The organism is Paenibacillus sp. 01T431, from assembly GCF_056398625.1.
This window is the reverse complement of the sequence record NZ_JBFTPT010000015.1, coordinates 221904-243908: the sequence shown is the minus strand read 5'-3', so window position 1 is coordinate 243908 and position 22005 is coordinate 221904. Positions and strand designations below refer to the sequence as shown.

Annotated in this window: 24 protein-coding genes; 5 read left to right on the top strand and 19 right to left on the bottom strand. The window is 45.2% G+C overall.

The window, feature by feature from the left end; genetic code table 11:
• Positions 1–15 precede the first annotated feature (15 nt).
• Positions 16–111, top strand: coding sequence for an IS3 family transposase (locus tag AC1DM9_RS26035; protein WP_441878496.1), 96 nt, complete (start codon positions 16–18; stop codon positions 109–111).
• Positions 112–182: 71 nt separating this feature from the next.
• On the opposite strand, the gene AC1DM9_RS26030 is transcribed toward AC1DM9_RS26035, so the two are convergent.
• The 14 genes from AC1DM9_RS26030 to AC1DM9_RS25965 form a co-directional block, all read right to left on the bottom strand.
• A complete protein-coding gene (locus tag AC1DM9_RS26030) occupies positions 183–1049 on the bottom strand; it encodes a 5'-3' exonuclease (RefSeq protein WP_430057621.1) in 867 nt (288 codons plus the stop codon).
• Positions 1050–1092: 43 nt separating this feature from the next.
• Positions 1093–2298, bottom strand: coding sequence for an aminotransferase class I/II-fold pyridoxal phosphate-dependent enzyme (locus AC1DM9_RS26025; protein WP_477582977.1), 1206 nt, complete (start codon positions 2296–2298; stop codon positions 1093–1095).
• A gap of 8 nt (positions 2299–2306) precedes the next feature.
• Positions 2307–2687, bottom strand: a complete 381-nt coding sequence (locus tag AC1DM9_RS26020) for an arsenate reductase family protein (protein WP_076267876.1) — start codon at positions 2685–2687, stop codon at positions 2307–2309.
• 38 nt (positions 2688–2725) lie between these two features.
• Positions 2726–3685 carry an RluA family pseudouridine synthase gene (locus AC1DM9_RS26015; protein ID WP_477509344.1) on the bottom strand — a complete coding sequence of 320 codons (960 nt, stop codon included), beginning with the start codon at positions 3683–3685 and terminating at the stop codon, positions 2726–2728.
• Entirely contained in the window at positions 3682–4254 is a 573-nt protein-coding gene (locus tag AC1DM9_RS26010) for a cob(I)yrinic acid a,c-diamide adenosyltransferase (RefSeq protein WP_441908963.1), read from the bottom strand. The genes AC1DM9_RS26015 and AC1DM9_RS26010 overlap by 4 nt, the downstream gene beginning before the upstream one ends.
• 93 nt (positions 4255–4347) lie before the next feature.
• Positions 4348–5568 carry an aminotransferase class I/II-fold pyridoxal phosphate-dependent enzyme gene (locus AC1DM9_RS26005; protein ID WP_477582974.1) on the bottom strand — a complete coding sequence of 407 codons (1221 nt, stop codon included), beginning with the start codon at positions 5566–5568 and terminating at the stop codon, positions 4348–4350.
• Between the two features lie 16 nt (positions 5569–5584).
• The gene (locus tag AC1DM9_RS26000; RefSeq protein ID WP_076267879.1) at positions 5585–6076 is read right to left on the bottom strand and encodes an Lrp/AsnC family transcriptional regulator; all 492 of its coding nucleotides are present in this window, start codon (positions 6074–6076) and stop codon (positions 5585–5587) included.
• A 198-nt stretch (positions 6077–6274) separates the two neighbouring features.
• A complete protein-coding gene (locus AC1DM9_RS25995; RefSeq protein WP_339207709.1) occupies positions 6275–6670 on the bottom strand; it encodes a spore coat protein in 396 nt (131 codons plus the stop codon).
• Positions 6671–6706: 36 nt separating this feature from the next.
• On the bottom strand, positions 6707–6931 hold the full coding sequence (locus AC1DM9_RS25990; protein WP_339207707.1) for a hypothetical protein: 225 nt from the start codon (positions 6929–6931) through the stop codon (positions 6707–6709).
• 88 nt (positions 6932–7019) lie between these two features.
• Positions 7020–8195, bottom strand: a complete 1176-nt coding sequence (locus tag AC1DM9_RS25985; protein WP_477509346.1) for a Ger(x)C family spore germination protein — start codon at positions 8193–8195, stop codon at positions 7020–7022.
• Entirely contained in the window at positions 8192–9646 is a 1455-nt protein-coding gene (locus AC1DM9_RS25980; RefSeq protein WP_477509347.1) for a spore germination protein, read from the bottom strand. The genes AC1DM9_RS25985 and AC1DM9_RS25980 overlap by 4 nt, the downstream gene beginning before the upstream one ends.
• Positions 9643–10770 carry a GerAB/ArcD/ProY family transporter gene (locus AC1DM9_RS25975; protein ID WP_477509348.1) on the bottom strand — a complete coding sequence of 376 codons (1128 nt, stop codon included), beginning with the start codon at positions 10768–10770 and terminating at the stop codon, positions 9643–9645. The genes AC1DM9_RS25980 and AC1DM9_RS25975 overlap by 4 nt, the downstream gene beginning before the upstream one ends.
• A 134-nt stretch (positions 10771–10904) precedes the next feature.
• Entirely contained in the window at positions 10905–11579 is a 675-nt protein-coding gene (locus AC1DM9_RS25970) for a DUF2642 domain-containing protein (RefSeq protein ID WP_441879009.1), read from the bottom strand.
• A gap of 71 nt (positions 11580–11650) precedes the next feature.
• On the bottom strand, positions 11651–12373 hold the full coding sequence (locus AC1DM9_RS25965; RefSeq protein ID WP_477509349.1) for a DUF6897 domain-containing protein: 723 nt from the start codon (positions 12371–12373) through the stop codon (positions 11651–11653).
• A gap of 422 nt (positions 12374–12795) precedes the next feature.
• Between AC1DM9_RS25965 and AC1DM9_RS25960 the strand changes: the two genes are divergently transcribed.
• Positions 12796–13866 (top strand): CotH kinase family protein, encoded by a 1071-nt coding sequence (locus AC1DM9_RS25960; protein WP_477582972.1) that lies wholly within the window; start codon positions 12796–12798, stop codon positions 13864–13866.
• An 18-nt stretch (positions 13867–13884) separates the two neighbouring features.
• Here AC1DM9_RS25960 and cysK read toward each other — a convergent pair whose 3' ends face one another.
• The 5 genes from cysK to AC1DM9_RS25935 all read right to left on the bottom strand — a co-directional run bounded on the left by cysK (position 13885) and on the right by AC1DM9_RS25935 (position 19731).
• Positions 13885–14802 carry a cysteine synthase A gene (gene cysK / locus AC1DM9_RS25955; protein ID WP_477509351.1) on the bottom strand — a complete coding sequence of 306 codons (918 nt, stop codon included), beginning with the start codon at positions 14800–14802 and terminating at the stop codon, positions 13885–13887.
• Between the two features lie 19 nt (positions 14803–14821).
• Complete coding sequence (locus AC1DM9_RS25950; RefSeq protein WP_339207698.1) at positions 14822–16027, bottom strand: MFS transporter; 1206 nt, start codon at positions 16025–16027, stop codon at positions 14822–14824.
• Between the two features lie 127 nt (positions 16028–16154).
• Complete coding sequence (locus tag AC1DM9_RS25945) at positions 16155–16775, bottom strand: hypothetical protein (protein WP_144376747.1); 621 nt, start codon at positions 16773–16775, stop codon at positions 16155–16157.
• A 112-nt stretch (positions 16776–16887) separates the two neighbouring features.
• Positions 16888–17310, bottom strand: a complete 423-nt coding sequence (locus tag AC1DM9_RS25940; RefSeq protein WP_076267890.1) for a DUF350 domain-containing protein — start codon at positions 17308–17310, stop codon at positions 16888–16890.
• Positions 17311–17361: 51 nt separating this feature from the next.
• The gene (locus tag AC1DM9_RS25935; RefSeq protein ID WP_339207696.1) at positions 17362–19731 is read right to left on the bottom strand and encodes an endonuclease MutS2; all 2370 of its coding nucleotides are present in this window, start codon (positions 19729–19731) and stop codon (positions 17362–17364) included.
• A 255-nt stretch (positions 19732–19986) separates the two neighbouring features.
• On the opposite strand from AC1DM9_RS25935, the gene AC1DM9_RS25930 reads away from it, so the two are divergent.
• The 3 genes from AC1DM9_RS25930 (at position 19987) to AC1DM9_RS25920 (ending at position 21972) form a co-directional block, all read left to right on the top strand.
• Positions 19987–20346, top strand: a complete 360-nt coding sequence (locus AC1DM9_RS25930) for a phage holin family protein (RefSeq protein ID WP_076267892.1) — start codon at positions 19987–19989, stop codon at positions 20344–20346.
• A gap of 218 nt (positions 20347–20564) precedes the next feature.
• Complete coding sequence (locus tag AC1DM9_RS25925; protein ID WP_339207695.1) at positions 20565–20951, top strand: cytochrome C oxidase subunit II; 387 nt, start codon at positions 20565–20567, stop codon at positions 20949–20951.
• Positions 20952–21291: 340 nt separating this feature from the next.
• Positions 21292–21972 carry an SDR family NAD(P)-dependent oxidoreductase gene (locus AC1DM9_RS25920; protein WP_339207694.1) on the top strand — a complete coding sequence of 227 codons (681 nt, stop codon included), beginning with the start codon at positions 21292–21294 and terminating at the stop codon, positions 21970–21972.
• The last annotated feature ends 33 nt before the right edge of the window (positions 21973–22005 follow it).

The following is a 22005-nucleotide window of genomic DNA, read 5'->3' as shown; positions in this document are numbered from 1 at the left end:
GAGGCACAAAGGAGAATTGAAGAATATTTGCATTTCTATAATAACGAGCGACCGCAGAGAAAACTAAAAAAACTGACGCCTGTTGCTTACAGACGTCAGCTTTCTGCCTAGGTGTTTTTTGCAATGTCTACAAATAGGGGTCTTGACCACGGTATATAACCGTAAGAGGAGATCCTTTTCATTTATCCAATAAGCGAAATCAAGCTTTTAAATTCCAGCTCTTCAAATTTGAGCAATACGGTTTCGCGTTCATACGCCCAGCAGCAGCCATCAAGCTCTGCCGATACTGGCACATCACAGCGAATTGTCGCTAAATCACGGGATAGATGCAGCATATCAAGATCTGCTTCAATTTTCACTCGGATAGTTTTGGATACCGCCTCCAAATTAGCGAGCAAACCCTCGATAGAACCATGCTCTTGAATAAGTTTATGAGCTGTTTTTTCTCCGATACCTTTCACGCCAGGGTAATTGTCCGCTGTATCTCCCATTAACCCTTTGATGTCGATAATTTGAATAGGCGTAAGTTGGCGTTCTTCCATTAGCGTTTCCGGCGTATACACCATGTAGTTCCCGATGCCCTTCTTCATGATCGCAACCGATACCCGGTCGTCCACCAGCTGAAGCATATCATGGTCACCCGTCACAACAAAAATTTGCGCTTGATCCTTAAGTGCAGCAGCAAGTGTTCCAATGCAGTCATCCGCCTCATATCCTGCGATCCCAATATTCGGTACACCGAAGCTGGCAACAACTTCTTTCACAAGATCAAACTGAGGAATTAGATCCTCTGGCGCAGACGGACGATTGGATTTGTAACCATCATACTGCTCCGTACGAAATGTCGTGCTTCCCATATCCCAGCAGCATACGACATGTGTTGGATTAAACGTATTGATTGCATCCATGAAATACCGAACAAAACCATGTACTGCATTAACAGGTACGCCTGCACTTGTTTTACGAACGCTTCCTCCGAATGAAGTAGCGAAATAAGCCCGAAATAAGATTGCCATCCCATCAACCAAAAGTAAACGTTGTTCACTCATCGTTATAAAACCCCTCTCAAACATATAAAACCATTATTAATATTTATTGCCCACGAATAAATTTTCCAATCCGCCCCGCAGCTTCCTTCAACCGTTCTTCGCTTTCTACCAGCGCTATTCTTACATAACCTTCACCCTCGGAGCCAAAAGCTTCCCCAGGCACAACGACAACGCCTGTTTGACGAAGCATTTCCTGGGAAATTCGCCTGGACGTCCACGGCTCGCTAAGCGACCACTGCATAGGAGGAAGCTGCGCCCAAACGAACATTGTTGCCCGAGGTGCCGCAATATCCCATCCTTCTGCTCGAAGCGCTTCAAGGAATGTATTGCGCCGCTGCTCATAAAGCTTTCCTGCCTTTGGCTTCTCTACATTTGCTATCGCTTCCTGAAGTGCAACAATTCCTGCCTCTTGAATAGGATCAAACACGCCGTAGTCAATATTCGCTTTCAGCTCGCGGAGAGCGGCGACTGCTGCTCTATTTCCAGCCAAAAAACCAATTCTGCAGCCAGCCATGTTGAAGCTTTTGGACAAAGAATGGAATTCAACCGCATGGTCGATTGCACCTGGTACCTCAAGAATGCTAGGCGGCTCACAGCCTTCAAATCCCATTTCGGAGTATGCAAGATCATGAACGACCAATACGTTATGACGCTTTGCTTTATCAATCAATCGCTCAAAAAAGGAGATGTCCGCTGTAGCAGAAATCGGGTTGTTCGGGTAATTGAGCAAAATAAACGTTGCCTGGTCCCATTCCGAATCCGGTATTGCCTCCAGATCAGGCATAAAGCCATTCTCCTCGCGCAGCGGCATCAATACAGATTCGACTCCCGCGAGCGCTAATGATGCAGCATAAATCGGATACCCCGGATTAGGCAGCAAAACGATATCGCCAGGATCACAAAGCGCCATGGCAAGATGGGCAAGACCGTCTTGTGAGCCAAGCAGTGTTACGATCTCGTCTCCAGCATCCAGCTCCACGTTAAATCGATGCTTCATCCATTTCGCTGCATGCTCTCGAAATGGCAAGCCGCTTTTAATTGCTGGATACGAGTACATATCACTGCGCAATGCCGCTTCACTAAGCGCCTGTCTAACGGCGGGCGAAGGCGGCTGATCCGGATTTCCGATGCCAAGATCAATAATATCAAGACCGCTTTCCACAGCTGACCGCTTCCACGCTGCAACTTCTGCAAATATGGATGATCCTAGCTGCGACAGCCTATTGGAACGCCATTTGGTTTGTGACATACGTCCATTCACCCTTTTCCATTGTTCCAAACTTGTTCGTATTGTTCTTCCTTATATCCAACAGTAACCGTCTTGCCATCCGTCACGATAGGCCGTTTAATCAGCATGCCGTTCGAAGCAAGCAAGTCATATTTCTCATCTTCAGACATGTCAGCCAGCTTGTCCTTCAAACCAAGCTCCCTGTACACATCTCCAGATGTGTTAAAAAACTTTTTCAGCTCCAGACCGCTGTTTTTGACAATCTCCTTCAGTTCCGCAGCTGTAGGTGTTTGCTCAACAATATTTCTGGATACGACATCGTTGCCCTTATTTTGCAGCGATTTAAGCGCTGAGCGGCATGTACCGCATTTTGGATATTGAATGATAGTTAGTTCCTTTTGTTTCGTCATCCTCTTGTTTCCTCCAGCATTGGGCTGACTAGTCCCATTTATTTTGATAGACTCCGTTCTAATCGTTCAAGCTCAGGCGGCAAATCCGCACGCCATCCCATCCATTTTTTTGTAATTGGATGGGTAAAGCCCAGTATCTCGGCATGGAGTGCTTGACGACCGACTGCGTCCTCCCACTCTTCCTCCACACCTTGCTGAGTACCATACATTTTATCTCCGATAAGCGGGCAGCCGATATGCTTCATATGAACGCGAATTTGATGCGTCCGTCCCGTTTCGAGCTTTAAGCGCACTGCCGCTGCGGCAGGCTTGTCCGAAGTAGATTCATAATGTGCAATCGTCTCATAGTGCGTAATAGACGGATAACCCTCTGGCGTGACGATGCGAACATGCGGCTGGTCTGGGTCACGGTCAATCGGCGCATCAACCACTCCCGCAGCTGGCTCAGGGCAGCCATAAACATAAGCACGGTACAGCTTTAAAATACCGTTTGCCTGCATTTGCTCCGAAAGCTGTTGATGTACATATGAGGTTTTTGCAATAGCAACAAGTCCGGATGTTTCTTCATCAAGGCGGTGGACGGGACGGAAACGCACCTTCTCTCCCGCCTCTTGCCAATGGTAGACGATACCATTAGCAAGCGTCCCCGTGTAATGTCCATGGGTCGGATGGACGATCATACCGGCTGGTTTATTTACGATAAGCAGATCCTCATCCTCGAATACGATCTGTACCGGAATAGGTTGCGGCAAAATATCTCCGGAAATTTCCCTCTCCATGCGTACGCGAATGATATCGCCCGCTGCAACGGGAGCTGTTGTATAGGCACGAATCTCGTTAACAGTCAGTCCATGCTCCGTTTGCTTTACTTGCGAGAGCAGCTTGCGTGATACGCCCAGTTGACGCTCCAGCACCCGCCGGACGGTCATTCCATGCTCTGCCTCACTAACCGCAGCCACCAACGGCCGATAATATAATAATTCAAGTCTATCCATCATTTTTTAGGCTTCCGAAATACTTCTGCGCTGCGTACATATTCCGTATCTGATACGCCAAGCTTCGCATTTGCAACTCTAGCAGCGGCGAAGAAAAAATCGGACAATCGATTCAAATACGTTTGTACATCGGCATTAATCGGATGCTCCGCTGCAAGCGTTACAACGCGGCGCTCTGCCCGGCGGCATACCGTTCGGCATACATGCAGAACTGCAGAAACAGAGCTTCCTCCCGGCAAAATAAACCTCGTGATTTCCGGCGCCTCTGCTGTATATTGGTCAATCCATTCTTCCAGACGTTTAGACGGCTCTGCTGATATTTTTAGAGGCGCGCCTTCAACGGCGTAAGCAAGATCTGAGCCGCAGTCAAACAATTCCTGCTGAATATCAACGAGCCAAGCTGCCATTTCTGCCAGCTCTTCGTGTTTGGCAGCTTCCGCCGCTGCCTGCCCTACAAAACAATTCAATTCGTCAATGGTACCATATGCCTCAACACGAACATCATCCTTGCGCACGCGGCCGCCAATTAAAGATGTCTGACCGCTATCGCCCGTTCTTGTGTATAGTTTCATCGGCCTTGCCTCCTTTTTTCATCCATTACTCTCTATTCATGCAAACAGCAGGTCGGATAAGCTCCTGACCTGCTGTTTATTAAAGGCGCTAAATTAGCCTTCTTGCTTCAAGCGATGTACAAAGCCGCCTATTCGATCAAGCGCTTCAGTCAGATTCGTGACAGAAGTTGCATAGGAGCAGCGAAGATGGCCTTCGCCTCCGAGACCGAATACATCTCCCGGAACAGCTGCAACATTCGCTTCGTCGAGCAGACGCTGCGCAAACTCCTCACTTGATAAGCCAGTCGATACGATCGATGGGAATGCATAAAATGCACCCTGCGGCTCATGGCAATCGAGTCCGATTTCCCTGAATCCTTTTACGACAAGACGCCGGCGCTGATTATAAGCCTCCACCATGCGGTCCTTCTCTTCTAAGCCATGTTGAAGTGCTTCAAGTGCTGCATACTGTGCCATAATCGGCGCGCACATCACTGTATACTGATGAATTTTTAACATAGCTGCAATAAGATCAGGATGGCCGCAAGCATAACCCATCCGCCAGCCTGTCATCGCGAAAGCTTTCGAGAAGCCGCTCACAAGAATGGTACGATCCTTCATCCCTGGCATTGCAGCAAAGCTTACATGCTTCGAGCCATAAGTAAGCTCCGCATAAATCTCATCGGAAATAACAATAAGATCATTCTCTTCCACTAGCTTTGCAATAGGCAGCCAGTCCTCATAGGTCATAGTGCCGCCAGTAGGGTTGCTTGGATAACATAAAATAAGTACTTTTGATTTTGGCGTTATAACGGCTTGAAGCGACTCTGCCTTCAGCTTAAATTCATCTTTGGCAAACGTTTCAATACCGACAGGTTTTCCTCCGGTAAGTGCGGTTATTGGTGAATAGGAAATATAACATGGCTCAGGAATTAAGATTTCATCACCTGGCGAAATAAACGCACGAAGGGCAAGATCAATGGCTTCACTGCCGCCAACGGTTACTAAAATTTCATTCGCAGGGTTGTAAGGTACGGCAAATTGATCATTTAAGTACTGCCCAATGGCTTCGCGAAGCTCTGGCATACCTGCATTTGACGTGTATTGCGTTTTCCCCATTTCAAGCGCATATACAGCAGCTTCCCGAACATGCCATGGCGTCACAAAGTCCGGTTCCCCTACTCCTAATGTAATAACATCCTTGCGCGTACTGACCAAATCAAAAAACCGACGGATTCCCGACGGTTTGATGCCCCGAACGAGCGGTGACAAATAATCAGCCATCGATTGACGCTGCAAAGGTGTGGAGGGTTGTTTCTCTTCATCTTTAATCATTGCCATCACCCTTTTTTCACGGCGAAACCATCAACCGATGATCACCTTCATGCTCCTCGAAGATAATGCCGTCTTGTTTGTATTTTTTCAAAATAAAAAATGTTTTTGTCGATAATACCGCGTCAATAGGTGATAGTTTATTCGATACAAAAGAGGCGACCTCTTTCAACGTTTTTCCTTCAACCTCAACGAGCAAATCGTATGCTCCCGACATCAGGTAGACGGATTTTACTTCTGGATATAAATAAATGCGCTCAGCGATTCCTTCGAAACCGCGACCGCGTTCTGGTGTAATTTGTACCTCAATAAGTGCAGTTACCTTCTGGTCGTCAATCTTGCTCCAGTTTACGACTGTCGCATACTTCACGATAATATGGTCTTTCTCTAGCTCGGCGATGGCTTGCTTTACTTCCTCGGTTGTTACGGCTAACATGGTTGCGATCAAATCTGCATCCCTGCGCGCATCCTCCTGAAGCAGTTCAAGCACTTTCAACTGTAATTCGGTCATTGTATAACTCCTTCCAGTACAACTGCAATTATAAAGAATATTTTACAACGTTTTTGTTTCTCGCGCAATCAAAGCATAAAAGGCTGAAGCCTTTATTTTGGCGGCTTCAGCACTTCTCGCGGAGAAATATTAGCATCATATGTAAAAGCTGCTTCTGCTTCCTATTCCTTATAAAAAGGAAAGACCCCAAAGGGGTCTTTACATGTAATGCGTTTGTGAGCCTTGTTGATATTGGCCGGACTGCTGCATTTGCGGCGTATACATTGTTTGGTTTTGCTGTTGCCCAAGGTTTTGCTGTAAAAACTGGCTCGTTTTTTGTTTGGTTTGCTGATATTGCTTAGCCTGCTTGTCCAGCTCCTGACGCAGCGCAGGCGAGGATGTATTGTACATATTCGCTTGCTGCATCGCCGTAAACAGCTGGCCTTGCAGTGCCAATGTGCTGTCTGTCAATTTCGTAAACAGCTGGCGAATATCAGGACAAGTAGACTCTGTTGCTGCTGTTGCATATTCACGAACAACTCTTTTCAAATCGCTAAGGATCGTGCCTGCCAAATCTTCCTCAGTCAATATCGATTGCTTTTGTTGTTGCTGCATTATGATTGACCTCCTAATCTTCTTTTAAAATCCTTCTTATTGTTGAGGCTGTGTTGGAGCCATTTGCTGATGGTGCGAAATCGCATGCAGCAAAGAATCATAGTGCTGCTGATGGGTTTGAATCATTTGTGAGCATAAATTTCTAAGCGCTGGTGTAGTACCGGTAGCAACAAGCGTTGCACATTGCTTAATTAATAAATCCTCGTTGGACATAGAGTCTGCAATGTACTCCAGCTCTTTTGCCGTCATTGGCTGCATCATTTAATCATCCTCCTCTAAACTTGGTCCAAAATTACGATTTGATCCATTTATTTCGTGCCAAACGTATTATGAGCTAAATTTCCTTTATTTATGTGTCAATATTTAAATCGAAATTGCCGGTGTGAATTAATTGGAAATCCACCTCTATAATTAACTGATCGGGCTTTGGCAGCCACTCCTTACTTTTGCATGCTTGCTGCCAATAAGCTTGATGGTAACGGTACAGATGATGCTCCAGTTGAAAGAAACTAACTTTCTTCTCCAGCCCCTTGCGGAACGTATCTTCCATCTCCTGCTTAATCCGCGCTTTAACTGACGAAACAATTTCATGTTCCTGTATAACGCCATCCATTTCTGCGACATTCCCGTCTACTCGCATCTTTAATGTGAAAATGGGCTTGTCACCTTTAAAACTCACATCCACACTCCCTCTGGATGAAACGACAGCGATTGCCGCTTTCCCTTTTTCCCCTTGCGCTTTGAGCAGAAAATGCTTGAATTCAGGATCTGCCCATCTTAGCCCTGTGGCTTCAGGCTCCGTAAGATAACCGAGATATTTAAGATCTTTAAATATAAATATCCCTTCGATTAACTGGATTTGCAGCGGTTGTTTCTTTCTTTTCCAGTATTCTTCATTTGCATTCAAAGCAGGGAGAGTAGTGACCATGGAGGGTTCATTCAGCGTCTGTACCGCCAGCTGCAAGGAATAAGGACGAATGAAGCTTCTCTGGCTGTCGAGAGGGCCCGGCATATACATAATGCTGTTAAGCGGTGATTGATCAAAAAAAGTATCGCTAGTAAAAATTTTTTCAATCGGAGCTTTGGTTCCGAAAAGCAGCGACGTATACCGCGATGCCCGCTGACGATTCACCCCGTCCATGATGTCAGCGATTTTGCTCATCGCTCTCTCCTGTACGATCACGGTTTTTAAATGCTCCAAGCTCAAAATCGTTTGGCCAGAGCGAGCCAAGTCATTTAGAGCTAGCAATACGGTATCTCCCGACCCTTTTCCGATCCAAACCGGATTTGGATCAGGCTGAAGCGATTCTGTTTTTGCAATTAGGCCAAATTTAATCGTTTGGGCATAAATATCGTATTGTCCGTCCTTATAGTCGATGCCAAATGCGGATATATAGCTCACATCCGCCAAGTTAACTTCATCCCAGCAGCCTTGCAGCAGCAACGACATAAACACGATGCCTGCCAGTGCCGCACACTTTCTAAGCTGTGTTCCCTGCTTTGTAATCCATGCAAAGAGCATCATTTATTCCTCCTCGTACTCTTAAGCTTCCATGGCATTTGTATAAGCGCTGGCAGCAGCTCTTTTAAGCGCATAGGTGCAACCGGGTATAAGTAAGAGCGTCCAAATGATTCTAACGTGCACAAATAGATAAGTACCGCAAAGGAGCCGACAAAAAAACCGAAAATGCCCAGCACAGATGAGCAGATAAGGACAAGGTAACGGATGATGCTTACGGAGCCGCTTAATGACTGATTCACGAGAGTAAAGGTTGATACCGCCGTTACCGCGGCCATTACGAGCATCGTTGGCGATGTCATGCCCGCACGGATGGCTGCATCTCCAACGATCAATCCGCCTACAACAGAAACGGTTTGGCCTACTGCCCTTGGAAGTCTTACACCGGCTTCCCTGAACAGCTCGAACATGGTCAGCATCAGAAACATTTCCATCGTTGCCGACAGCGGCAATCCGATTCGCGACATCGTAACGGTTGCTAGCAGCGTAAATGGAATCTGATCCGTGTTGAATGCTGACAGCGCTATCCAAAAACCTGGCAAACAAATAGCTAATACGAGTCCTACGAGCCTTAACAAACGTTCTAATGAAACATAATAAAAGGGTAAATGTGCGTCCTCTGGTGATTTGATGAGCAGCAATAAGTTTCCTGGAGCAATAAGTGCAGATGGCGACCCATGGAGCAATATTGCTACCTTGCCTTGCAGCAAGGATTGAACGACATAATCAGGCCGTCCTACAAATTCAACGAGTGGAAATAAAGATAAGCGGCGGTCGGATAAAAGCTCCTCCAGTTGACTTCCTCCTACTAGAGCCGGAATATCGATATTGTCCAGTCTCCTTCTAGCTTCTTTAACAAGCTTGGGATCGGCCTTGCCCTCCATATGAAGCAAAGCGACCTCCGTTAAGGACTCGGAGCCGATTTTTCGATACTCTACATGCATATCTGGTGTTTTTAGCCTCATGCGGACTAATGCAACATTCGTTGAAAGCTGTTCGACGAACCCGTCGCGCGGTCCTCGAATCGATACTTCAAGCACCGACTCCTCTGGTGTCCTTCCAGGCTGATTAGCGATGTCAAATTCAAACAATCCTTCGAATTTAGCAAAGGACAATATGACACTGCCTGCAAATAGGCGGGCAAATACGTTGCTGTCAAGATCCCCAGACTGAATTTTACTAAATAACATGCTGGGCTTATGTTTTTCACCTGTATCTGCGTCTGGCACCGTTCTGAATTGCTCCGCCCATTTCTCCAATAACGGCAATAAGCCTAGCTGCAATTGTTGGTTGTCGATTAATCCATCGCAATAAATCAATGTCACTTCCATTGGACCGTCAACGTCGAGTGTCAGATTATATTCAATAACATCATGACAATCCTTCAATATGTGTTTTAACTGATCCAACGAAATATCGTTTTGATCGATCTCACTATTATGCTCGTCATGAATCATAACTGCTCTGCCTCCTCCGAGCCGATAATGGCTGTTCTTTTTTTATCACCCTGTTTTTTTCTAAACATAGACACGATCCAAATTACGATCGTTAAGAGCATGACGACAATGCCGGTGTACTGAAATGCAGCATGTAATGCCGTCCTTACCTGAAGCATATTTTTGATGCCAGCGCCCGAGATGACCAAAATGATCACGCCGAGCACAGTAGGTGATATCCACTTCTGTTTTAAACGGCGCAGCGGCCAAAATTCTGACAAAATGTGAATGGATATCGATAGACGAATAAGTGCGCCTGACATCCACTGAAAAATTGCAAAAAAATCAACATGCTCAAAATATTTCCCGATGGAGACCAGTCTCCATTGCGAAAAAGCAGGGTACCGCATTTTATCAGCTTCAACAGGGCCGAATTCTACAATCGCGCCCATTACCGGACCAAGTGTCAGCAGCGATAAGAACAAAACAAGCACGATGAAATGCCATCTTTTAAATTTTCCATGGATATGATGCTGGATGAACATGAACCCAAAAAACTCGCAAGACGAAGTCAACACATAATAAATGCCTTTCATGACCGGGCTCATCCCATTCTCGAGCATAGGCAGCAAATAGTGATAATCCTTGTGAGGCATGTTCGCAGACATGACAAAATCGCCTAACAGTACAACGATCGGCAATAATATACAGCTAACATAAGCAATGGTCCGCAGCCCTGAGACTGATGCAAACATACAAAGACCTAAAAAAACAGTACAAACCACCATGGAGGGCGTATTGGGCAAATAGGTTGTCGCAGTCCACGAAGCTGTAATAATAAGTGATTCAAAAGCAATACTCAGCTGTACCAGCAGAAAAATACTAATAATTATCCAAGCCAAAAACCGCGGCATAAGCTGTATGAGCCATTGATCAAACGGAGTTCCATCCATTCGCTTTAATATTCCATAAAAAGGAAACAAAACCCAAGGAAGGACGATTACAAGGCCAAAAATAACAGAAATCCATGCATCGCGCTTAGCAGCATCAAGCAGCAGCGGTACAACCAGAACATGATTTACAAGTCCAACAGACAAAACCATCATTAACATAGAGGGTAAAATCCCAAATGGTTTCACTTTCATAATCTTGTCACTTCCTTCCAAAGATAATGTTTCCAGATCTATGTATCTAAATGCATCCTGTCAATCTTTTATTTAAAGAGAACAAAAAAAACTATGCTTAAGCCGTCTACTGGCTAAGAGCATAGTCTTCTTTCCTACGGAATATGAACCGTCTTCACATGATCAAAATGTAAAAAAACGGGGTTTCCACTTACAGTCGCAAGCTCAATCATGCTTTGATCGACATTTTTCAGAACGCCGATTTTATTTGAATTCTCGCCGAGATCAAGCACGACGAATTCGCCGATTAATTTACGAAGCTGTTGATCAAAAGTTCTTGCAAGGGTTAGCGGGGATGGCTTTAGAGGGAATTGTTCCGGTGTTAACGTGTATGGTGTTACGTTAGGACTGTACGGAATTAAATATTTCATATGGTGGAGAGAGATGATCACCGTATGATAAACGGGAGAATAGAAGACGAAAAAATCATTCATAACGGTGGTCAAATAACCATGAATAGACTGATTACCTGTAATATAAATCTCAGAGAACATACCTTTCGCATTCATTAATATTTTTCGGTACGAGACGGGCTCATTATAAGGCTCGAAAGGCATTTCCGGTACTTCATATATTTCTTCTGCTTCTTCTTTACGAGTTGAAAGACGAAGCTGCTGCAGATGAATAAGCGGGATATACAAAAATTGTGTTCCATTATGCAGCACTAATATATCCTGACCAAACTCGATCAATTTACCTCGTATAGGCGCTACTTTCCCTGAAATCTCCAATTCGACCTGCTTATCCAACAGCGGATGACGGTTTTTCATGCAATTAACCTCCTTTCATCCGGATAGATCGCGTAATCGGGCAAAAGCTCTACCTTTTGCCCGACAGGCCATTATGATTTTTTTACTGAACTGCGAGTTGTTTTTACGGCAGCCGCATTTGCATTGCTTTTTCCACCGCTGCGATTGCCTTGTGTTTTGTTTTTATTGTTGTTTTTGCTGTCGCTTTTGTTTTCGTTTTTGCTGTTGCTTTTGTTTTCGTTTTTGCTGTTATTGTTGTTTTTGTTATTGTTGTTTCCGCCAGATTTGTTGCTTCCCGCTGCTTTAATTGATTTGATGTGGAAGTTCTGGATTTGCATAGCTTCTTTACCGGAAACGAGCAGGATTGAGTTGCTGCCTGCTTGAGCAATGAAACCTTCAACTTTCTCAGGTCCGCCGGAATTAAGCTGTACAAAGGTTTGATTCATTGCACGAATAACACCATTGAAATTGTTTGCACGAATAACTTCTGTGCTGCGACTTCCGCTTCTGTTGCCAGATCCACTTTTGTTGCCTCCGCTTGAATTGCTGGCACCTCCCTCAGTAACACTCTTAACATGGCTGTCTGCGATATAAACGACACCTTCATTTGTGTTTAAAACAAGATAGTCGCTTTTTACAGAGTGGAGCTTGCCTTGAAGTGAGTCCGGTCCGCCGCGATTAACTTTTACGTTTTTTCCTACCAAGCTTTGAAGAAAGTTATGATCCTTGTTTCCACTCTTGTTGCTTTTGTGGCTATTGTTATAACTAGCAACAGATTGACCAGCTGAATAACCATTGTTGTACCATAGACTCATAAAAAAATCCCTCCGATAATTTCATAGTTTGTTGTTCTAAGACTGTCTTCAAATACGCCCTTACGACCTATTCACTTCCCATTCATTACTCTGTTGCTTTGCATCCTCCTTTTCCCATTCACTCCATCTATCATGAGTTACGAAATGTAATATATTAATATGTATACCGTATGGAAGTGGTACTAGATTGCTATCTATTTATGAGAGATTGAGCAATTCCCCTATAAATAATAGAGTAGTATAATTATAGATTTTGAACTCTACTGGTTCAGATATGGAAGCTTTCCATTGTGATCATTAGGATTGAAAACATTCATGACCAAATAATCGTGACCATCTGGGCATTAGCTGAATAGAGTATTAAGATCAAAACGCCTATCGTGTAACGGTAGGCTTTATCTTTTGCTTCGGGAGATGGTTAGATGGTTGCTGAAGTCTTGCCGACACGTTCCATACGCATGAATGCTTCTGATTTCCAAGAGATACAAAGCGATGCTTGGGGGCGTTCCTTCAAACCGGCACAGCTCGAGATGGAGGGACAAACCTATACTGCAGAGTTTGGCTTGCGGGGAGGACATACACGTAATTATTCCAAAAAATCTTATGAAGTTCGGCTTGAAAATGGCAAAACATTTCATTGGAATGCGGAATATGACGATCCATCCATGATGCGGAACGCACTTTCCTTTTACTTTTTCAATAAAATTGGTGTGCCATCCCCTCAAACCAACCACTTCTGGCTCATAATAAATGACGTGCCTCGAGGCGTTTATTTGGAAATCGAAGCGGTAGATCAACTTTTTTTCGAAAAAAGGGGCATTGGCTGCCGTTCTCTTCTCTATGCCGTCAATGACAGTGCCGACTTCAGCTTAACGGACCCTGTCTCTAAAGGTACGAAAGCTTCGTTATTTGATGGTTATGAATTGAAGCTGGGAAAGACGGGGACAAAAAAGAGGCTCGTATCGTTCGTTCGAAATATCAATCGTTTGTCTGGCAGTAAACTGAATGAGCATAATGCCAAACGCCTTGATGTATCACAATATTTATTATGGCTTGCCGGAGCTGTATTGACTGGAAATTACGATGGATTTGATCAAAACTATGCGCTTTATGAGCATAGCAAAAGTGGGAAATATCGAATCATTCCATGGGATTACGAGGGAACCTGGGGAAGAAACTGTTACGGAAAGCCTTGCGGCAGCGATCTCGTCCGTCTTCAGGGCTACAATACGCTGACAGAGAAGCTATTTACATTCCCATCGTGCAGACGAAAATATAGAGCGATCATAAAGAAACTGCTGTTATCCGCATTTACTGTGGAGAAGCTGGAACCCGTCATTTCGCAGATGCATGCACAGTTATCTCCGGCTATTCGCAGCGATTATACGCGAAAGGTGAGCTATGACACCTTTTTAGCAGAACCAGCCTTTATTCATAACTATATTGATGAAAGACGCAATATATTGCAGCAATCATTACGGGAATGGTTATAAACCACTCCCGTATGCTGATCAAAAAATATCCATGCTCATATACCGCTCTCCAGTATCTGGAGCAATGCACAGCACTCGCTTCCCAGCACCAAGACGTTTTGCAATTTGCATCGCTGCCCATACCGAAGCGCCTGAGGAAGGTCCTAGCAGCAAACCCTCTTGCGTCGCTAACGCTCTCATTGTCGTTAGAGCATGCTCATCTGAAACTTGAATGATTTCATCATAAATCGATGTATTAAGAATAGCGGGCACGAAACCAGGACTAGTACCGACAAGCTTATGCGGACCTGGCTTTCCTCCTGACAGCACCGGTGACCCTTGCGGCTCTACTACCGCTACATACAAATGAGGGAGCACTTCCTTTAGCGCTTCGCCTGTTCCTGTGATCGTGCCGCCTGTACCTGCGGTAGCAACGAAAGCGTCTAGCTTGCCATCTGTTTGCTCGATAATTTCTATCGCAGTCGTCATTCGGTGAATCCGCGGATTCGCATGATTCTCGAATTGATTCGGTATGTAGCTGCCCGGGCGCTCAGCCCGAAGCTCCTCCGCTTTTCGAATTGCTCCCGGCATGCGTTCAGCAGCAGGCGTAAGCACAACTTCCGCTCCGTATGCTTGCAGCAGTTTAATCCGCTCAGCAGTCATGTTGTCCGGCATAACTAATATTATGTTGTAACCTCTAGCTGCTGCGTTCATGGCTAGGCCTATGCCTGTATTGCCGCTAGTTGGTTCAATAATGGTATCACCAGGCTTAATCAAACCGCGCTTCTCGGCATCATTAATAAGAGAGAAGGCTGCGCGATCCTTTACGCTGCCGCTTGGGTTGAAGCGTTCCAGCTTAACGCATACTTCGGCGCTGCCTTCCTCTGGAAGACGGTTTAGCCTTACGACAGGCGTATTCCCAATTAATTGCGTAATGTCTGCAACTACTTTCGGCATTCCTTCACTTCCTTTCTATTTAGGTTTGTGCTTGCTGCTCTGTAAGAAACGGCTTCATGAACCACCAACCAGCAATCGGCACGATGCCAACCGCAAACAAGAGCCAAGTAATGGCGACAGCAGAATGATTCAGCGGCAAAACGATTAAATATGACGATAAGCCGATAATCCTGCCAAAAACTAATCCCGCTTCACGAAGGACGATAAATTCCTCTCGTTCCCGCGCACTTTCCTCGGACTGGCCAATGAGGTCAAATACTCTTGAGGTCATAGGTATAATATAAAGCGGCATAAACAGTGATGTTCCGATTCCGAACATAAGCAATGTAGCATAAGAGACCTTCCAGAACAGCGGCAATATAACGATTCCAATCATGATAACGCCTATGAGCATCGCCCATTTGCGATTGTTTTTTTTGAGCTTTTTGCCAACAATCCAGAAGCTGATTAAAGCAACTAAGGATGTAATGAGTGAATACGTTCCTAGCTTGCTTTCGTTTTGCGTAGCTACGTATACCGTAAGGCCAACAAGAAACATAAATACGCCTTCTCGCACGCCCTGCGCTGCAATAGCTGGAAACATGCGACGCCACGGATTTCCTTTTTGCATCAGCTGCTGGAAGCCATGCTTCCAATTATAGCGGCCTTGACCATGGCGTTTTTTAAGCCAAAAGCTGAGCACTACACTTATAGAAAATATGATTAATGAAAGGGTGAAAATAAGCCTATATCCCTTTTCTCCTTGCATCGACGTGATAAGCAAGCCTGATACCCACGGCGCCACGATACCTGCCGCAGAACCAAGCAGCCCCGACCAGCCATTGAAACGATCCCGATTATCTGGATCTGTCACTTCGAAATAAACTACATTAAATGCGACCCAAAAAAAACCGAGTGCCATCCCATTTAAAAGGCCAAGCGGCAAATAATATACTTTCGCTTGTGTACCCAGCAGCAGTACTGAACAATAAAACACGCCTGACAAAATAATGCCTATGCGCAAACTATTCATTTTGTTATGCTCTTTTACCCATTTCCCAACAACCCAAAAGGTTAAACCACTCATTACATATTGACCCATAGTGAACCAACCGATCAACATATAAGATTGGCTTGCTTTCCATAAGTATACGGGAACAAACGTCCCAGACAGCGCGTTCGCAATACCGTAAAGCGCCTGCACAATAAGTAAAAGGGCTGCTTGTCCATTTAAGGTTTTTGCCAAAACGATTCCTCCTGCCGCAGGCCAGTTCATGCATTCACATGTCTAGCCCTTTACGTATCAGAATTACGTTTTGTAAGATTCCCTTTTTGGATGCAGCCCATGCCCGTCCATTATTGCCAGTTGTTTGTTATTCTTCCGGTGTTAGACGATTGATCATTTGCTCGCGGTCGCCTGAACTCAGCAAGGACGAGGTTTGATAGCAAACGGGACAAACGTACAAGGTCAATTGAAAAGGAGTTTCGAGCACCGCTTTTCCTAAAGATGGAGCGATTCTAGACTCGAATTGCTGCCCATCAATTGTCTGTACGCCTGCTTCGATCATATACGCCCGACATGCCGGGCATTCAGGTACTTCATCCTGATCATCAAGCACACGCTGAACCGTTTCTTCCACAGCAAATCGTGCACTGTCAGCATTGCGGAAACCATCACCCTGAGCTAGCCAACGTTTATGGTTCGGATCATCGGAATCGTCTTCTTCCGCTTCTTCCTCCAGTTCATCGTCTGACCAATCGTCTTCAGGTTCCTCGCCATTTTGCTTTGCTGCTCTGCGAGCATCATTGATTTTTAGCGCCTGAACAGCTTTTTCATGCTCATCAGCTTCCACTTCATCCTCATCATAACCAAGCTCTATCGTACGATATGCGCTTAATTCATTGTCGCAATGCGGACAATGCGATTCCGGCCCAATTTCTTCATCCCATACAATTTCCGTTAAACACCAAGGACATATCAAATGCTCATCCATGCTCATAACTTCCCCTCTAATGATTCATTAAATATACGATACCGAAAACAAAAAACAAAACAGCGACAACCGCTAGTATTCTCCATAAATATTTCATATGGTTTCACCCCGTTTATATAATGACAGTTGCACCAATCACGTAAGATAAAGATACAGAAATGATCATTGCAATAAGCCCTACCGCACGGTTATCACGAGCGATTTCGTCATCGATTCGAAAAACAGGCGTTAGAAATTCGAATAAAAAATATGCTGCCATAAGTATGACGAAACCGAACGCACCCCAAATAAGGCTTTGATACACCGAATCGTTGGACTCGATGGAAAACCTGAAAATATTACAAATACCGAATATTTTACCGCTTGTCGCCATAGCAACAGCAACGTTTCCCTTTTTTATCTCCGTCCAGCATTTATATTTGGTTACGAGCTCAAAGCACGATAAAAAAACGATGAGAGACAGCACCGCAACCGATACATAAACAAGTGAAGCAGCATACGGATTGCTCAGCAACTGATCGACTTCATTACTCATTTACAAGACCCCTCCATCATCTGCCGTATTCGATTGCGCAATGGCTAGGAGCTATTTAAGCTCCACAACCGTCACGCCAACGCCGCCCTCGCCATAATTGCCGAGTCGAAAGCTCTTCGCATGGCTGTGTCTACGCAAATATTGCTGTATTCCAGTACGAAGCACACCAGTGCCTTTACCATGAATAATAGCAACCTGAGCTAAGCCTGATAAAAAGGCCTCATCAAGAAAACGGTCAACCTCAAGGATTGCTTCTTCCAGATTTTCTCCGCGAAGATCGAGCTCCATCTTAATATTTTCTTCTCTGGTGCGCTGCAAGCTGGCTGCTTGCTTCGGCTGTTGTGTCTTACTAGCGGCAGCTCCAGAGCTTCGCAGCTCCAAATCATCCAGCGCAACCTTCATCTTCATAATGCCCAGCTGCACTGTAGCATCGGAACCATGAATTTCCACAACCGTGCCCTTCTGATTTAAGCTATAAACGGTTACTTCGTCGCCAGCTTCAATCTTAACCTGCTTCGTTGCTGTCTTGGAAGCTCCCCGCTTCGATTTCTGAAGCTCGGGAGCCGCTTCATCAAGCTTGCGGCGTGCCTCAATGAGCTTATGCTCCTTGACGGAGGCACCCTCCTCCATTGCAAGCTTGCGCAAATCCGCAATAATTTGTTCTGCCTCGCGTTTGGCTTTGAGGACAGCCTCGCGAGCCTCATCTTGCGCCTTCTGCATCAGCTTTTCTTTCTGCTCTTCAAAGCGCAAACTCTCTGCCTCATGGCGCGCGCGCAGCGTCTCCATCTCACGGCGGAGCGACTCTGCCGTTTGACGTTCCGTTTCAGCGCCTAACCGGTTCTCTTCAAGGGAGGCGATCATATTTTCAACCCGTTGATCCTCTTCGCTTACTTCTCCTCTTGCATGCTCAATAATCGAACGAGCAAGTCCTAAACGCTCGGCGATAGCAAATGCATTGCTTCGGCCAGGAACACCAACAAGCAGACGGTACGTAGGGCTTAAAGTAGCAACATCAAACTCCATGCTGGCGTTAATGACTCCCTTGCGATTATAAGCATAAGCTTTCAGCTCGCTGTAGTGCGTAGTTGCTACAATACGGCTTTCCATAGCATGAACATGCTCCAATATGGCAATCGCAAGCGCCGAGCCTTCAGCTGGATCTGTTCCTGCACCAAGCTCATCAAGCAGCACTAAGCTCTTTGATGTCATGGAGCCTAAAATGCGAATGATGTTTTTGAGATGGCTGGAAAACGTACTGAGGCTTTGTTCAATGCTCTGCTCATCACCAATATCGGCGTAGATAGCATCAAATACACAAAGCTGGCTGCCATCCTCAGCAGGTACAAACAATCCTGACATGGCCATAAGGCTAAGCAGTCCGATGGTTTTCAAGGAAACCGTTTTACCGCCTGTATTCGGTCCCGTTACAATGATGGAAGTGTATTGATTGCCAAGCTCCACATCGAGTGGAACAACCTGCTCAGGTGCAATTAGCGGATGGCGTCCACGTTTTATTTTCAGAAAACCTCGGTCATTCATCCGCGGCTGTGTAGCCTTCATGAGATGAGCAAGCCGAGCCTTTGCAAAAGCAAAATCGATTTGACCAAGCAAATCCAAGTTATAAATAAGATCTTCTACATAATCGGATGCCAAAGCAGTTAGCTTCTGCAAAATTTTCTCAATTTCCCGCAGCTCGCCTGCCTTTAGCTCTCGAAGCTTATTGTTCATTGCAACTATGGCTTCCGGTTCGATAAACAACGTTGCGCCAGAACCAGACTGATCGTGCACGATTCCGCCAAAGTGAGAACGGTATTCCTGTTTCACTGGAATAACATATCTATCGTTGCGAAGTGTTACGATGGCGTCCTGCAGCATTTTTTGAACGGACGAGGAACGGACCATTTGATCCATTTTCTCACGAATCCGTGATTCGCCATTTCTAAGCTCGCGCCGGATAGAGGCCAGTTCAGCACTAGCACTGTCCATCACTTCCGCTTGGTCATCGATGCAATCAAAAATCGCATCCTCAAGCGACTTATGCTCACTTATTTGATCTGCAATATGGTGCAGCATTGGAATGGGATTATCTTCATGCAAAACGCTGATATGCCGTTTTACACGTCTACCGCCCCGTGCGGTATTCGCAATATCCAGAAGCTCAGCCGGATTAAGGGTACCGCCTATACGGGCACGGTGAAGCGGCGCTGATATGTCCACAATTCCCCCAAATGGCGCACTGCCTTTAAGACGATCAGCTGTGTAGGCCTCGTCGGTAATTTGCAAAATCTGCTTTACCGATTCCAGATCCGAAACCGGCTGCAGCGACTCAGCAATGGTTTTCCCAAGCGATGTTGCTGCATGCTGAGACAATCTATGTATGATTTTAGGATATTCAAGTGTCTTCAAAATTTTAGTGTCCAACAATTAACACTCCTCTCGCCTTCCTATTATAGCCGAATCACGACTTTGATGCACGAACTGAACCGTTGTTTCATACATAAATGATGCTCAATTGGTCACAATATAAACGAACGAGCCGTCTAACGACGCAACTTTAGCAATACTGTACGGAAGGAAATAACAAAGAACTGCGAACGTGGGCGACTATAAGCTACACAAGTACCAAAACAGCTCCAGTTTTGTTTTCCATTTGTTAAACTTAAGGAGGGTTATAAAATGTCTTTTTTGGGACATGTCGTCCGGTTTATCGTAGCCGCGCTGGTATTAATGCTTGTTGGGTTTATCGTTCCACAATTTAGCGTAGGCGGATTTTGGAGCGCCTTTTTCTTAGCGCTTGTCATTGCTGCACTAGGCTGGGTAATTGAAGGCATATTCGGCAAGCGGGTTACACCCTTTGGCCGAGGAATCGTCGGCTTCATCGCAAGCGCAGCTGTTATCTGGATCGCTCAGTTTATCGTAGGCGGCGTAACTGTAACCTTGCTTGGCGCCATCTTAGCTGCTCTTGTTATCGGGATCATCGACCTGTTCATTCCGGTCAGCACTCCCTATGAAGCAGGCAGACGCGATCGCGATTAATGCAGGCTTTATGTGAGACCAGCCCTTGATTGCCTTAATGGCGGTCAAGGGCTGATTGCTGCGTACTGCCAAATTTTCGCGTTTCCCCTAATCATTTCACAAGAAATTCATGAGTTTGTCATCACACCGTCACTGCAATTGAAAGCTGGTTAAGGTACAATAGATACAATCCAAAACATTCCTATTACATTGGATAATCGAAAGGGGACGCTTTACGAATGAAAAAATGGTTATTATTTGCAAGCGCAATGTGTTTAGTCGTTGTCATTGCTGCATGCGGCACAAACACAGCCAAACCCGAAAATAAAGAAACAAATACAACAGTAGCAGATAGCGGAGCTTCTTCATCTGACCTTGTCATGACAGCATCTAACTGGAAATTTGACAAAAAGGAATATAAAATCAAAGCCGGCGAGACGGTTAATCTCAAGCTTGATTCGGTTGACGGCATTCATGGCGTTCAGATCCAAAAAACCGACTACAAGCTTTCAAATGGCGACACGATCGCTGTAAACATTAGTGAGCCGGGAAGTTATCAAATGATTTGTTCCGTTCCATGCGGAGCAGGGCATAGAGAAATGAAAGCTGTTTTAGTCGTAGAATAAACGTTTCTGAAAATAAATAAAACTTAAAAACAGCCGAGCTGGATGGAATGAATCTGCTCTGCTGTTTTTTTGTTGATTCCTGTTCTATTTTACTCTGAGAAGAGAGGCTAAAGCAGGATAAACTTCCGTTATATTTATTTTTTACCTAAGCAGTGAGCATTTGGGGGATCATATCATTTTTTTCTCTATTCACGCAGCCAAACTACATATATTTTTCTTTTATCGCATATATCATTTTTATTTAACAATCGAGTAAGAAAATTTGATGACCTTCCTCTTTCCCCTCCTTGTCCCCTCTGATAAAATATTAACAATATGCAAAGCGAAAGGAGAAATGGTGATGGGAATTTTACAAAATCGAGTCGCCATTGTTAGTGGAGCTGGTACAGGGCTTGGACGTGCAGCTTCAATCTCGTTTGCAGCAGAAGGCGCAGATGTTGTGCTGCTTGGGAGAAGACTTGCGAAGCTTGAGGAAACTGCTTCGATTGTAAAGGCAAAGACGGGAAAAGATGCATTAGTGCTGCAAACAGATGTCTCCGATGAGCAGCAAGTCCAAGACACCATTTCAGCAGTCGTCCAGCAATTTGGGCATATCGATATTATTTTGAACAATGCTGCTGTTCTTGAATCAGGCAGCGTGCTCGAACTAACCTCAGAAGAATGGCAAAATCAAATTGCGATCAATCTGACAGGACCATTTCTGCTGACTAAGGCTGTTTTACCAACTATGCGCAGAGCAAAATATGGACGAATTATTAATATTACCTCCGGCCTGTCATGGAACGGCGCAGGCGGCTATGCAGCATATAGCGCAGCCAAGGCAGGATTAGAGTCGTTGACACGCACCTTAGCCGATGAGGAGTATGAGCATGGTATTCTTGCAAACCTCTATAATCCCGGCATGCTTCGTACAGAAATGCACGCGACCGGCAAAGATCCTGCAATCGTTACACCGGACTTGATTCGTCTAGCAAGCTTGTCCGCCGGCGGTCCAACTGGCACAATCGTATCTTATGGTTAATCTCTAAAAAGAAACCGCAGAAACAAACGTCGG

Bases quoted from the DNA above. Each gene is read 5' to 3' on its own strand.
- AC1DM9_RS26030 (WP_430057621.1), bottom strand. From the start codon at position 1,049: ATGAGTGAACAACGTTTACTTTTGGTTGATGGGATGGCAATCTTATTT.
- AC1DM9_RS26025 (WP_477582977.1), bottom strand. From the start codon at position 2,298: ATGTCACAAACCAAATGGCGTTCCAATAGGCTGTCGCAGCTAGGATCA.
- AC1DM9_RS26020 (WP_076267876.1), bottom strand. From the start codon at position 2,687: ATGACGAAACAAAAGGAACTAACTATCATTCAATATCCAAAATGCGGT.
- AC1DM9_RS26015 (WP_477509344.1), bottom strand. From the start codon at position 3,685: ATGATGGATAGACTTGAATTATTATATTATCGGCCGTTGGTGGCTGCG.
- AC1DM9_RS26010 (WP_441908963.1), bottom strand. From the start codon at position 4,254: ATGAAACTATACACAAGAACGGGCGATAGCGGTCAGACATCTTTAATT.
- AC1DM9_RS26005 (WP_477582974.1), bottom strand. From the start codon at position 5,568: ATGATTAAAGATGAAGAGAAACAACCCTCCACACCTTTGCAGCGTCAA.
- AC1DM9_RS26000 (WP_076267879.1), bottom strand. From the start codon at position 6,076: ATGACCGAATTACAGTTGAAAGTGCTTGAACTGCTTCAGGAGGATGCG.
- AC1DM9_RS25995 (WP_339207709.1), bottom strand. From the start codon at position 6,670: ATGCAGCAACAACAAAAGCAATCGATATTGACTGAGGAAGATTTGGCA.
- AC1DM9_RS25990 (WP_339207707.1), bottom strand. From the start codon at position 6,931: ATGATGCAGCCAATGACGGCAAAAGAGCTGGAGTACATTGCAGACTCT.
- AC1DM9_RS25985 (WP_477509346.1), bottom strand. From the start codon at position 8,195: ATGATGCTCTTTGCATGGATTACAAAGCAGGGAACACAGCTTAGAAAG.
- AC1DM9_RS25980 (WP_477509347.1), bottom strand. From the start codon at position 9,646: ATGATTCATGACGAGCATAATAGTGAGATCGATCAAAACGATATTTCG.
- AC1DM9_RS25975 (WP_477509348.1), bottom strand. From the start codon at position 10,770: ATGAAAGTGAAACCATTTGGGATTTTACCCTCTATGTTAATGATGGTT.
- AC1DM9_RS25970 (WP_441879009.1), bottom strand. From the start codon at position 11,579: ATGAAAAACCGTCATCCGCTGTTGGATAAGCAGGTCGAATTGGAGATT.
- AC1DM9_RS25965 (WP_477509349.1), bottom strand. From the start codon at position 12,373: ATGAGTCTATGGTACAACAATGGTTATTCAGCTGGTCAATCTGTTGCT.
- AC1DM9_RS25960 (WP_477582972.1), top strand. From the start codon at position 12,796: ATGGTTGCTGAAGTCTTGCCGACACGTTCCATACGCATGAATGCTTCT.
- cysK (WP_477509351.1), bottom strand. From the start codon at position 14,802: ATGCCGAAAGTAGTTGCAGACATTACGCAATTAATTGGGAATACGCCT.
- AC1DM9_RS25945 (WP_144376747.1), bottom strand. From the start codon at position 16,775: ATGGATGAGCATTTGATATGTCCTTGGTGTTTAACGGAAATTGTATGG.
- AC1DM9_RS25940 (WP_076267890.1), bottom strand. From the start codon at position 17,310: ATGAGTAATGAAGTCGATCAGTTGCTGAGCAATCCGTATGCTGCTTCA.
- AC1DM9_RS25930 (WP_076267892.1), top strand. From the start codon at position 19,987: ATGTCTTTTTTGGGACATGTCGTCCGGTTTATCGTAGCCGCGCTGGTA.
- AC1DM9_RS25925 (WP_339207695.1), top strand. From the start codon at position 20,565: ATGAAAAAATGGTTATTATTTGCAAGCGCAATGTGTTTAGTCGTTGTC.
- AC1DM9_RS25920 (WP_339207694.1), top strand. From the start codon at position 21,292: ATGGGAATTTTACAAAATCGAGTCGCCATTGTTAGTGGAGCTGGTACA.